Origin of the sequence: Edaphocola flava, assembly GCF_004118155.1 — a bacterium.
GTDB classification, from domain to species: Bacteria; Bacteroidota; Bacteroidia; order Chitinophagales; family Chitinophagaceae; genus Edaphocola; species Edaphocola flava.
Genome location: NZ_SAIQ01000001.1, coordinates 487,512 through 500,513, shown reverse-complemented (window position 1 = coordinate 500,513; position 13,002 = coordinate 487,512). Strand labels below are relative to the sequence as shown.

Genomic DNA, 13,002 nt, shown 5'->3' with positions numbered 1-13,002 from the left:
TAGGGATTTTTGGGTTCGGGGAACCTCCTGAGAGGCTCAAAAATCGGTCGCAAAACTACAATTATTTTATTAAATATTAAACATTTTGAGAATTAGAATGTGATTTTTTATATTTAATGTATTGTATATGTGTCAGCGGTGTATTACTACACTTAATCATTTGACCAGATGCAGGGATTTTGGTTTAATGATCAGGTACAGTACACTACTAAAAAGATCAGGCAGCCGTTTCCAGCCGCCTGATCTTTTTGTATATCTATAATTAGTTGGCGTAATCGCTCATAAACTTAATGCGCATCAGCTGTAATTGTTCAATAGATACGTCACTGTCTCTGAATTCTTCATAAGCTGCGTTCAGATCATCATCTTCCGCCTCTTTAAAATAATCAAAGATCTCTGCCTGCTCATTATCATCCAGTTCCTCATCTATACAATAACCGATATTCAAACGGGTACCGCTGGCTACGATGGTTTCCATCGCATGCAACAGTTCGTGAACCGACAGGTCTTTATTTTTGGCAATCGTTTCCAGCGGAATCTTTTTATCGATATTCTGGATGATAAACACCTTAAGACCACTCTTGTTCACCACGTTTTTCATCACAAAGTCGTCCGGCTTTTCGATTTCATGCTCCTCAACGTAAGCCGCAATCAGTTCAATAAATTTCTTACCGAACTTCAGGGCCTTCCCTTTACTTACACCCTGGATTTTCTCCAGTTCTGCCATAGTAGTAGGGTAGCTCAGTGCCATATCTTCCAGAGAGTTCTCCAGGAAGATCACGAATGGAGGTAATTTTTTCTCTTTAGCCACCTGCTTGCGCAGGTCCATCAGCATTTCCAGCAGTACCGTGTCAGCAGCACCGGTACCTCCGGATTGTGTATCCTCTTCCTCTTCCTCCATATCCTCAAAACGATGGTTCAATGGAACTTTGATCGGGAATATTTTCTTCAGGAATTTACGGCCGTTTTCTGTAATCTTCAGCAAGCCGTATTCCTCAATGTCTTTACGGATAAAGTCCTCCAGCATCATCTGGCGAATCAGGGAGTACCAGAAGTTATCATCCATCTCCATGATCAGACCGGCACCGTAAGACGATAATTTGTTATGTTTGAATGTAGTGATCTGAGGGTTTTTCTTACCCAGTACCAGGTCCACCACATAATCAATACCAAAGCGTTCGTCCAATTGGTCGATCGCATCCAGTATGATCTTAACGCTGTCTTTTACATCCAGCTTCTCTTTAGGATTACAACAGTTGTCACAGTTGCCGCAATTCTCGATACGATCAATCTCACCGAAATAGTGTAGCAATTGTCTTCTGCGACAGGCCCCGCTTTCTACATAAGCAACCGTTTCAGCAATAAGCTGAGCGCCCATTTCACGTTCACTCAAAGGCTTGTCCCTCATCAGGTGCTCCAGTTTCTGAACATCCTTATGAGAGTAGTATAAAATACACCTTCCTTCCAGTCCGTCCCTTCCGGCACGCCCGGTTTCCTGGTAGTAGTTTTCGATTGATTTAGGAATGTTGTAGTGCATTACAAAACGCACATCCGGTTTGTCGATACCCATACCGAAAGCGATAGTGGCTACAATAACCTCCACCTCTTCATGCAGGAACATATCCTGTCGCTGCGCACGGGTCGCCGCATCCAGACCAGCATGATAGGCTACCGATTTGATACCATTAGCCACCAGTGTACTGGCCAGCTCTTCGGTCGTCTTACGGTTAAGGGTATAAATAATACCGCTCTTACCTTTATGCTGAGAGATAAACCGTACAATATGTTTCAATACCTGATTTTTGGAACCCTTAGGTACTACTTCATAATAGAGGTTTGGTCTGTTAAAGGAAGAAATAAATACCTCAGGGCCTCTCAGCTCCAGGTTTTTGACGATATCGTCCTGTACTTTAGGAGTAGCGGTAGCGGTCAGGGCAATAATCGGCAGATCAGGGTTGATCTCTTTGATCATAGCGCTGAGTTTACGGTATTCCGGGCGGAAATCATGTCCCCACTCAGAAATACAGTGCGCTTCATCCACTGCTACAAATGAAATAGTAATATCGGAAAAGAAATCAATATTCTCCTGTTTGGTCAGTGTTTCCGGTGCTACATACAATAGCTTAGTCTTGCCCGATACCAGATCTTCCTTTACTTTACGTTGTTGTACTTTGCTCAGGCTCGAGTTCAGGAAGTGTGCCACATTATCATCATCACTATATCCCCTGATCAGGTCTACCTGGTTTTTCATTAAAGCGATCAACGGAGAAACCACAAGTGCCACCCCTTCACTCAGCAGTGCCGGTAACTGGTAACACAGCGATTTACCACCGCCGGTAGGCATAATTACAAAGGTGTCTTTGCCGCCCAGAATGCTGTTGATAATCGCCTCCTGTTCTCCCTTAAAATTATCGAAACCAAAGTACTTCTGTAATTCTTTTTTTAAGTTTCTTTTATTTTTTACAGCCATTTCTACAATAATATTATGAACGCATTTTATCGATTGTTGTCCGGTAAAGGGTATATAAATATAAACTTTTTCCCGGAATTTTTACTAATCAATTTGCTAAAAATCAACAGCGATAAAAAAGCGAAACCCGTAATAGAGTTCCGCCGGGAGATACCGTAAAAAACTGTTTTTTGCCAGCAAAGTGAATCTAGTAAAGTGTTTTGTCGATCTGGAATACGATAAAGCACCAAGATGTACTTTTTGAGCGCGCAAAGATAGTTCTTTTCAGTTTAATATGTTTCATAAACTTTCTGTAAAACAAGGAAAACCACGAGTGTGTAGCTGTTAGTATTGCCTGTATTGATTCTGCGTTTTTTTGTCATTTCCGGGCAGGCAATTGAGCTGTTAAGGTCTGGTTATTGGATTGGTTATATTTTTTCACGCGAGAAGGGTATTATAATTTAGTACCTGTATACTAAGTATATCTATTTTTAAAATATGTAATTCCGATCAAGACAGTAGGATTTTCCTGAGCTAACTGTATTTGCCGGCAATTGGATACAACCACATACCCTATAGATAAATAATGATTCCTGAAGCCTTTTGGGCTGTCGGGATGAAAGAGTTGTATTACCCATTTTTAATTTATAAGATGTTATGAAGAGAGCATTACCAAACCTTAGTGGGATTCCTATGTCCCGGAAATGGAAACTATTTTCCATATTGACCATATTTACATTGAGTGCGACTGCCGATGCCCGGGCACAAACATGGAACCAGATAGACCTGATCGATTTCAATAATCTTACTTATGAAAGTGATTATACGGACAATGGCAGTGCCTATTATGAAAATGCAGCGTCTCCTGCCTCCGGCCCTAGAAATGGCCTGATTAATGGGAGCTGGGAGGTTAGCAATACTAATATAGGAGCAACCCAAAGCCCGAATAATGCTTCCGGAGGCCGTTTCCTGATGTATTGGACAGATAATGTGTTTTCTGCATCCGCACCTGTAGGCATCGTCTTCAGCAAAACATACGCTGGTCTTACGATTGGCCGTACGTACCGCTTTTCTTTTAAATACGGCTTCTTGTTGCAAACGGGTGGTTCCGTATCTGGTGTGCCGACTTTTACTATTCTACGCGATGGAGGGAATAGTCAGAGTGTGACCTCAGCAACCACCAACTGGGCCACGGCCACAGTAACTTTTGTAGCTACCGCAACGAGCCATACCCTGGCGATCAATAATGCCCAGACTGCTGTCAACGGAAATGATTTTGGCCTGGATGATATTAAGCTGGAAGAATTTCAAGCCGCTTTACCCATTACCCTGAGCTACTTTAATGCCGGTATTGCAGCAGAAGGTGCAGACCTGCAATGGGAAACCCGTATGGTGAAACAGGCCAAAGGTTTTGAAATCGAGCGCAGTGCTGATGGCAAAAGCTGGAATACTATAAATGTTGTACCCGTATACAAGGCAAACAGTAATGAGGCAGAGCAATATCGTTACCATGATCCATATGTTGCCGCCGGATCTGCCTACTACCGTCTTAAACTGGTAGATGCAGACAATAGCTTTGAATATAGCCCGGTGCGCAGGATAGAGCGTGCTGCCGGCCGGCAATTGAACGCATTTCCTAACCCTGTATCCGGTGAATTGACGATTGCCGGTATCAGTGAAGGGGCGGAGATAGCAATTTATGATATTACCGGAAAAACACTATTGCGGCAAACCGCTACAGCAGCGCAGATACAGGTCAATACGACTGACTGGACTGCTGGATGGTATCTGTTGAAAGTGTCCGGAAAGGGGCCAATACAGCAGCTGAAGCTGGTCAAAAAATAAACATTCTTATCATTTATTCAGTATATTATTATGGCCGGTGCATGCACCGGCCATAATAATATACTGCCGGATTCTTAACAATACAATTGTAATATATTAAGAATGTGTTTTAAACTTAAGGGTTATTTTTACATCTAATTAATTTATAATTTAACCAAATTCACAAATTCGCAATTGAAAAACAAAGGAAGTTTTATGCCAGGGGCACGTTTACGCAGATTTTACGGCTTATTTAAAAAGCGTAATATCATTCTGCCGATGTTCCGTGAAGTTTTTGCCGGAACATATAAGATGCCGGTACTGACTTTATTGTTATTTATCTTATCCTTTCTGTACATCCTTTCACCGGTAGATATCATACCGGACTGGATTGTGGTATTGGGCTGGATAGATGACCTGATTCTTTTTTCTTATGCTTCAAAATTTCTGGAGAAAGAACTGGTCCGTTACCAGCAACATAAAAACTATATATCGGGAAAGCCGGTAGTACTCCAGACCAAGTGGAAGTAAACAACTACATTTGCCAGCGTAACAATCGCTGGCTTTTTTATGCATATTCATCATCCCGTGCTTATTGTCGGACAAGGTATCGCAGGAACTTTGCTGAGTTTTATGTTATACCGCAGGAATATTCCTTTTATGGTAATAGACATGCCGGCATCTAACCCGACAAGTTATACTTCCGGAGCGGTATTGAATCCCTATTCCGGTAAAACAAAACCCGGTGTCCAGCGCCGGAGTGTTATGTATGATACCGCTATCGGGATATACCAGGAGATGGAATCTTTTTTGGGCATACCCCTGGTTAGTGATGGCAGCCTGGTATTTTTTGATTCAGACCGAGAGCCACAGCCAGATCAGGTTGAGTCGTTTCGCGACTTTTTTCAGCATTTTGAAACAGTACATGTTTGTGATCCGGTGGCCATGGTGCACAATGAAGTACTGCTGAAGGCATGGAACGCCTTCCTCAAAGAAAAAGAGATTTTGATGGAAGCCGTTTTTGAGGAGCAATTATTGATTCCGGGAGAGGATGCTGTGGCCTATAAAGGAGCATACTGGCATGCGGTAGTGTACTGTAATGGTGTAGCCGCAAGAGATTCGAACTATTTCAGTCCCTTGCGCTTTACCCGTAACCGCGGAGAAGTGTTATACCTGCACATAAACGGCCTGCCGGAACAGGTCATTTTTAATAAAGGCAAAACACGCCTTATTCCGAAAGGCAATGGCCTCTACTGGTGTGGCAGTAATTATAACTGGGACTTTGAAGATATGATTCCTGATGAACACTGGAAAGCAGAAACGATTGCTTTGCTGCAATCCTGGATGAAACTGCCATTCGAGGTGCTGGAGCATACCTGTGCAGAACGCCCCACGACAGTAGGGCAGATACCCTTTATCGGTTGGCATCCGTTATATAAAAGGATTGGGATCTGTAACGGATTGGGCACAAAAGGATTCAGTGCGGGTCCATTATGGATTACCGATTTTGTTGCAAATATGATGCGGGAAGAAGGGCGTACACAATACCAGTCCGTACTGGATAAGTTCTTATTGTAAATAGCCTGGCTATTTCCCGGCATTAAGATGTAAAACAATTATATTTGACTTTGGAATAAAAAAATCTGCGTTTTAGATGATTAATATTAAACCATACCTGTTGCCGCTTTTATTACTGACCGGCTATACTGGTTGGACACAAAATAGCAAAACCATAAAAGTGCTTGATGCTACCGTAAAAGATGCCGTAGTAAGTGGTGCAGAAATCTATATACAGAAAAATGGCCGCCAGAGCGTTGTCGGTACGACCAATAGCAATGGGGAGATACAGACTGACCGCAACTTTGATGATGATGAACAAACGATGCTCATCATCAAGAAAAACGGTTATTCCACACTGGTGGTAAAATGTCCCTGTCAGGGATATACCTATGCCCTTAGTCCTTCTTTGAAAGACAATCAGGCGATAAGGGTAGTACTTAGCTGGGGCTGGAAGCCGGCAGATCTGGACATACATGCGATCTATGGCACAAACCATGTCTATTACGGGAAGCAAAACGGACCAGGAGCTAACCTGGATGTAGATGACCGTAACGGCTATGGCCCGGAAACAATTACTGTTGCAGAAAGGGATGCCGATGAGTATACCTTCTGGGTAAGGGATTATACCAATAAAAAATACCGCACCGATGAGCTGAGCCGCAGCAATGCAAAAGTATTTGTATACCGTGGCGATGAGCTGGTAAAAACCTATTATCTGCCCGGACAGCAGGAAGGCAATCTCTGGAAAGTCTTCAGCATAGACCGCAGTAACCGTATTATGGACTATAATGAATTAAGCTATACCGGCTATTTCGGCACTGATTATGATGATATCTCTGCAGCTACTGAGGTGGAAGCTGTTGCTGACGTCGCTGCGGCCTCGGCTGCTCCGGATTACCTGCAACAGGGCGAGGAAGCTTATGCCCGCAAAGATTATGAAGCCGCAGTACGTCTGTATATGCAGGCCCTGAGACAGAGTGCTGCTCCGGAGCAACCGCATATTGTGAATAACATTGCGCTGGCCGCACTGCGTATGGGCAAATATGCAGAATGCATCGAAGCGAGCAATAAGGTAACCACCTTTCCCGGAGTGACCAGCCAGGAAAAAGCCAATGCCCATTACAACGCAGGCATGGCCTATGAAAAAATGGGACAATACCGCGATGCTGCACAACAGTATCAAAAGGCTGCCAATACCGTAAGTAACAATACCGCCTATCTTTCAGCATTGAAACGGGTGCGCAAACAAATTAAATAGGAATACCAGACAATGAGCCATTACGATCTGCTACTGAAGAAGCTGGATGCATTCATTCGTAAGTACTACGCCAATCAACTATTGCGCGGAGGGCTCATCTTTGCAGCCTGTTTACTGATCTATCTTTTACTGATCACTATTGGTGAATATTTTTTCTACTTTTCGATACAGGTAAAATGGACCCTACTGGTCTTCCTGCTCAGTGTGGGCCTGCTCTCCCTGGTGTTCTGGGTTATTATACCCTTGCTGAAAATGCAGCAGCTGGGCAAGGTGATTAATCATGAGCAGGCAGCAACCATTGTCGGTAATTTCTTTCCTGAAGTAAAGGACAAATTGCTGAATGTATTGCAGCTGAAAGAGCAAAGCAGCGAAAGCGAGGTCAGTAATGAACTGATTGCCGCAAGCATAGACCAGAAAGCGGGTAAAATAAGTGTACTGCCTTTTGGTGCTGCGATAGATATGCGCAAGAACAAACGGTATTTACCATTCCTGTTTTTGCCGGTTATTGCCGCCGCCCTTATTTTTGTCATTGCCCCAAAGGTATTTACCGAAGGCGGTTATCGTTTATCGCAACCATCTGTTTTCTTTGCGAAGCCGGCTCCCTTTACTTTTTATGTCGACCCCAAACAATTGAAGGTAGTACAAGGACAACCGTTTACCCTTACCGCTTCTGTGCAGGGAGAGAAACTGCCGGAGCGCCTTTTCCTCGTATTGGGTAGCGAGCAGGTCGAAATGAAATCTATCGGCAATCATAAATTTACCTATACCTTTCCTAAAGTCAGCGATGCCTTGTCTTTCCGCCTCACCGCGGTCGATTACTATTCGCAGCCCTATAAGCTATCTGTATTATTTCAGCCGGAGCTGGAGCAGATGCGCATGACCCTGACTTATCCTGCATATACGGGAAAGAAAAGTGAGACCATGCAGGGTTTATCGGATGTTACGGTGCCCGTAGGTACCACCATACATTGGGAGCTGGGTGCAGCCCATACAGATGAGATACAGGTACAAGCCGGTAATGTGCAGCAGCCTATGAGCCGCGAGGGCAAACGCTTCAGCACCGCCGTTCGCTTCATGGCCTCTATGCCTTACCAGTTATGGCTTAAAAATAATGTACAGGCTACAACCGATACGCTTCAATACCAGGTACAGGTTATAGACGATCAGTATCCACAGGTAAGTATAGATGCACATAAGGATACCACATTTGCCCAGCAGGTGCTGGTGACCGGTACCGCCGGCGATGATTACGCTTTGCGCCAGGTGTCATTTGTATACCAGGTACTCGATCCGCAGAATAAAGTGGTCAGCATAAAGGCGGTACCGCTGAAGAGTGGAGGACAGGTAGTACAATTCTCCCATTATTTTGATATTGCTACATTAAAATTACAGCCGGGCTACCAGGTAAATTATTACGTTGAAGCCTGGGATAATGATGCCGTGAATGGAAGCAAGAGTAGTAAAAGCACGGTGATGTTCTGGAAGGCACCGGATATGAAGCAGCTGGATAAAGTGATGGAGGAGAATGCCGAAAAAATGAACTCCAGTATGAGCAGCAGTGCCGCACAGGCAGAGCAGTTGAACGAAGAGTTTAAGAACATGCAGAAAGAAATGATGGAGTCGGGAGAGAGCAGCTGGGAGCGCAATCAGAAAATGCAATCGCTGCTGGACAAGAACCTGCAATTGAAAGCTAACCTGGAGAACCTTAAAAAGAGATTTGAAGAACAACGCAAGCAAAGTGATGCCAAAAGCCTGAGCCCTGAACTGAAAGAGAAACAAGAGGCGATAAAGGATCAGATCGATAACCTGAAAGATAAGCAGCTGGAAGAACAGATCAAAAAACTGCAGGAGTTGCTGGAGAAAAGAGATCAGCGCAATGCAATGGAACAATTGCAGCAGATGGAACAGAATAACAAGCTGTTCAATATGGATATGGAGCGGATGCAGGAACTGATGAAGCGCCTGGAAATGCAGATGAAAATGGAGGGCCTGGCGCAGAAAATGGAAGAACTGTCGAAGAAGGAAGCTGCCCTGGAACAGAAAACAGAAGCAGGCGCACAAAGTAATGAAGCGCTGCGTAAAGAACAGGAGCAGATCAAACAGGAGCTGGACAAGGCGATGAAGGAAGACATGAAAGCCATTGAACAGCAGAATAATCAGCTGCAACAACCGCAGCAACTGGATAAAGCCCAGGATGCCGGTAAAGAGGCGGAATCGGAAATGAATAAAAGTAGCGATCAGCTACAACAGAATAACCAGAAGAGTGCAAAGCAATCGCAACAGAATGCGAAAAACAAATTGCAGGAAATGAGTCAGAGCCTGAAGCAGATGGCTTCCGGTATGGATATGGAGCAGTTGGATATTGATATCAAGGCTACAAGACAGTTGCTGACCAATCTTATCCGTTTCTCATTCGATCAGGAAAAGCTGATGAATGCACTGCGTACGACCAGTGTGAGCAGTCCGGCCTACCTGCTGCTGACTAAAGAGCAGAACAGACTGAAGAATAATACTAAAATGATCAAGGACAGCCTGTATGTGCTGAGCAAAAGAATCTTCAGTATTGCCGCGACGGTGAACAAAGAAACCTCGGATCTGGACCAGAATATTGCACGCACTTTAGATGCTTTTGAACAGCGCAATATTGGTGAGATTCTGCCCCGTCAGCAATATGCAATGACCGCAGCCAATAACCTGGCATTACTGCTGAATGAGTTGCTGAGCAACCTTATGCAATCTCAGCAAGGCGGCGCCAGTGGCAGTGGGCAAAGCAAACCTAAAAAAGGTAAAGGGCAGGGCAGTGGATCAGGCATGATGAAAGATATTATTACCGGCCAGCAGCAGATGGGGCAGGGCATGCAGCAGATGAAGGAAGGCCAGTCCGGAAATAAACCTGGTCAATCGGGTCAAGGACAGAGCGGACAGGGTGGACAGAACTCTGGCGGGCAGCAAAATGGAGGCAGCCAGGGCAATGCAGAGCAGGTTGCGCGCCTGGCGCAGCAGCAGGCGATGTTGCGTAAACAGATGCAGGAATTGCTGGATGTACTGAACAGTAACGGCCAGGGTGGTAGTAAGCTGACTAATGAAATACGGGCCATACAGGCAGAGCTGGATAAGCAGGAAACTGATCTGGTATTCCGTAAAGATATTAGCCAACTGATACAACGAAATAAAGAAATCCTTACCCGCATGCTGGAAGCCGAAAAGGCGATACAGGAGCAGGAAGAAGATAATAAACGCAGTGCAGAGGCTGGCAAAGATGCCCCGAGACCAATGCCTGGTGAACTCTCTGATTACCTGAAGCAACAGCAGATGCTATTTGAGCGTTACCGTACAACCGCACCGGTACTAAAACCCTTCTATCAGAAAATGTCGGAGGAATACCTGAAAAAAATTCAGGGGCAATAGAGAAATATACAGTATATTTAAAGCAATAAGAATCAAACTGTACCCACCTATCTATGCGCAAAAAATGGATTAAAAGAATACTGTATGTACTGGCAGCATTATTATTACTGTTGCTGATACTCTGGGGTGTACTATACTGGTATGTACAGACCCATAAAAAAGAGCTGCTCTCCCGCCTGGAAAAAGCGGCCGGAGAGCGTATCGAAGGGAAATTACATATCGAAGATATCAGCCCGGAGCTGTTTCGTACCTTCCCGAATATATCGATCCGCATGGATGGGATATCGCTACAGGACAGTCTTTACGAACAGCACCATCAGAAGCTGATCGATCTGAAGCATGCCTATGTGCGCCTGAATGTTTTTTCTTTGCTGACCGGTAAGACCAGGATTTCTAAAATTATTGCAGACGAAGGTACTTTTCACATCTTTATTGATAAGAACGGCTATTCCAACAACTATTTGCTTAAGCCCAAAGAGCTTAAAGTGAAAAACAAAAAGAGTAAGCTGGAGGTAGGAAATATAGAGGTCAATAATGTGACTTTTGTGATTGACAATGTTCCTATGAACAAACGCTTTCACATGAAATTACGAGAGATAAATGCGGAAGTGCACAGTGTAGATAGTTTTATGAAAATTAAAGCTGACGTCAATATACTGATGGGTGGATTGGGTTTTAAATTGTCGAAAGGTTCTTTCCTGAAAAATGCAGAGATCAAGGGAACCCTGCACTTTGATTACAATACCATAACCCGGCTTGGCGTGGTGCAGGAGCGCGATATAGAAATAGATAATGAGAAGCTGAAGCTAAGTGCCTGGATGCGTTTTGGCGGACCCAAGGTTTTACCATTCCAGATCAACCTGGAGGGGAAGAAGATTACCTATAATGTGGCCGTAAAATGGCTTTCTGAAAACATCTTTGAGAAGCTCTCCAAATTCGATTTCGCCAAGACACTTGAAGTGGCTGCGGTCATTCGTGGCGATATGCTCGAACGCGGCACCAATCCATACCTGGATATCAGTTTCAACACAGAGAAAAATACGGTAAGTCTGCTTGGATCAACATTTACAGATGTGTATTTCAAAGGCAAATTTTTCAATCATGTAAACGAAACCAAAGGCCGTCATGACAGTAACTCTGTGGTTTTACTGGATAGTCTGCATGCCTTGTATAACGGACTGCCGGTGTCTGGTCGCGATGTGGTGATCATGAACTTTGTTCGTCCTTATGTAATTGCGTCTCTTAAAGAGCAGTTTGATGCTACAGCGCTGAACAATACATTCGGTGAGCAGTTTACTTTTACAAGAGGATCCTGTAGTTATGACCTGAAGTATAATGGCTATTTATTTGCCAACTCCCTGATCCCGGATGAGATATACGGCTCTATAGACCTGAAGAACTTTGACTTTGTCTATAATGCCCGTAACCTCAAATTCCATAATGGGAATGCCAGCCTCGGGTTTAACGGACCGGATCTGTTGCTGAATAAAGTGCAGATATTTGCGCAGAACAGCGATATCTCCATTAATGGGGTCTCTAAAGACTTCCTGAAAAGCTTCGTGGAAATACCCGGCAAGGCTTCTATGAACCTGCATCTGCTCAGTAACAATATTGACCTGGGCGCATTCATGACCTATTTCGTACAGAAAAGGAGCGCAGGTAAGCGCAGTAAAGTTTCCGCTTCTGATCGGCTGGATGCCTTCCTGACCAATAGTGATATTTCTATGGATATGCACATCAATAAAGCGGTGTACCGCAAGATGGTGGCTACAAATGTAGTTTCCTCTATGTCCTTCGCCAATTCCGGTCTTACCATACATAATCTTCACCTCAACCATGACCAGGGGGCTATTGACCTCAGTGGTAAAGTAAACCAGCAGGTGGTAAATAATCCGTTCAACCTGCAGTTTAGCGTGGCAAATGTGCAGGTCAGTCAGCTGTTTTATGCTATGAACAATTTCGGCTTTAAAAGCCTGACCGATAAAAATGTGAGTGGTAATGTGTCCCTGAGCGGAAGCCTGAATGGGAATGTAACCGATAAAGGCGTGCTGCTGGCCGAGCGCCTGAACGGCATCATAAAATACGACCTGAATAAAGCATCCTTAAAGAACTTTGCCTTGTTCGATAAAGTACAGAAATGGTTTAAAAACCGGCGCCTGGACAATATCGAGATAGAACGGTTTATCGGCAACTTCGATATCCGCAGCGGAAGTATTTTTATTCCTAAAACAGAGCTGCATACCAGTGCGCTGAACCTGTCCTTTGCCGGGTTGTATGGACTGGCACCAGGTAAGCCCACCAATATAGACTTCCGTGTACCGCTGCGCAATCCTCAGGTCGATAAAGACCGCCAGGAAAGAGGGCTGAGCAGAAGAAAAGGCGAAGGGCTGGTTATCAACCTGAATGCGCACTCTGATGCATCCGGCAAAATCGTTATCGGAGTGGGTAAGGGTTATGAGAAGGATGATGGTAAAGTTGTAGATGAAGACGAGGAATAAATCCC

The 13,002-nt window shown here is 44.4% G+C and carries 7 protein-coding genes; 6 read left to right on the top strand and 1 reads right to left on the bottom strand.

Features of this window, described 5'->3' with window-relative positions; genetic code table 11:
* Positions 1-262: 262 nt before the first annotated feature.
* Positions 263-2,470 (bottom strand): DNA helicase RecQ, encoded by a 2,208-nt coding sequence (gene recQ / locus EMP01_RS02260; protein ID WP_129019868.1) that lies wholly within the window; start codon positions 2,468-2,470, stop codon positions 263-265.
* A 636-nt stretch (positions 2,471-3,106) separates the two neighbouring features.
* On the opposite strand from recQ, the gene EMP01_RS02255 reads away from it, so the two are divergent.
* From EMP01_RS02255 to EMP01_RS02230, 6 genes are all read left to right on the top strand, one after another.
* A complete protein-coding gene (locus EMP01_RS02255; RefSeq protein WP_129019867.1) occupies positions 3,107-4,294 on the top strand; it encodes a T9SS type A sorting domain-containing protein in 1,188 nt (395 codons plus the stop codon).
* A gap of 195 nt (positions 4,295-4,489) precedes the next feature.
* Complete coding sequence (locus EMP01_RS02250) at positions 4,490-4,804, top strand: YkvA family protein (protein ID WP_129019866.1); 315 nt, start codon at positions 4,490-4,492, stop codon at positions 4,802-4,804.
* 39 nt (positions 4,805-4,843) lie between these two features.
* The gene (locus EMP01_RS02245) at positions 4,844-5,851 is read left to right on the top strand and encodes an FAD-binding oxidoreductase/lyase (RefSeq protein WP_129019865.1); all 1,008 of its coding nucleotides are present in this window, start codon (positions 4,844-4,846) and stop codon (positions 5,849-5,851) included.
* A 76-nt stretch (positions 5,852-5,927) separates the two neighbouring features.
* On the top strand, positions 5,928-7,091 hold the full coding sequence (locus EMP01_RS02240) for a tetratricopeptide repeat protein (RefSeq protein WP_129019864.1): 1,164 nt from the start codon (positions 5,928-5,930) through the stop codon (positions 7,089-7,091).
* 12 nt (positions 7,092-7,103) lie between these two features.
* Complete coding sequence (locus tag EMP01_RS02235; protein ID WP_129019863.1) at positions 7,104-10,499, top strand: DUF4175 family protein; 3,396 nt, start codon at positions 7,104-7,106, stop codon at positions 10,497-10,499.
* Positions 10,500-10,552: 53 nt separating this feature from the next.
* On the top strand, positions 10,553-12,997 hold the full coding sequence (locus tag EMP01_RS02230; RefSeq protein WP_129019862.1) for an AsmA family protein: 2,445 nt from the start codon (positions 10,553-10,555) through the stop codon (positions 12,995-12,997).
* Positions 12,998-13,002 lie beyond the last annotated feature (5 nt).

Coding starts and splice junctions, on each gene's coding strand:
- recQ (WP_129019868.1), bottom strand. CDS start 2,470: ATGGCTGTAAAAAATAAAAGAAACTTAAAAAAAGAATTACAGAAGTAC.
- EMP01_RS02255 (WP_129019867.1), top strand. CDS start 3,107: ATGAAGAGAGCATTACCAAACCTTAGTGGGATTCCTATGTCCCGGAAA.
- EMP01_RS02250 (WP_129019866.1), top strand. CDS start 4,490: ATGCCAGGGGCACGTTTACGCAGATTTTACGGCTTATTTAAAAAGCGT.
- EMP01_RS02245 (WP_129019865.1), top strand. CDS start 4,844: ATGCATATTCATCATCCCGTGCTTATTGTCGGACAAGGTATCGCAGGA.
- EMP01_RS02240 (WP_129019864.1), top strand. CDS start 5,928: ATGATTAATATTAAACCATACCTGTTGCCGCTTTTATTACTGACCGGC.
- EMP01_RS02235 (WP_129019863.1), top strand. CDS start 7,104: ATGAGCCATTACGATCTGCTACTGAAGAAGCTGGATGCATTCATTCGT.
- EMP01_RS02230 (WP_129019862.1), top strand. CDS start 10,553: ATGCGCAAAAAATGGATTAAAAGAATACTGTATGTACTGGCAGCATTA.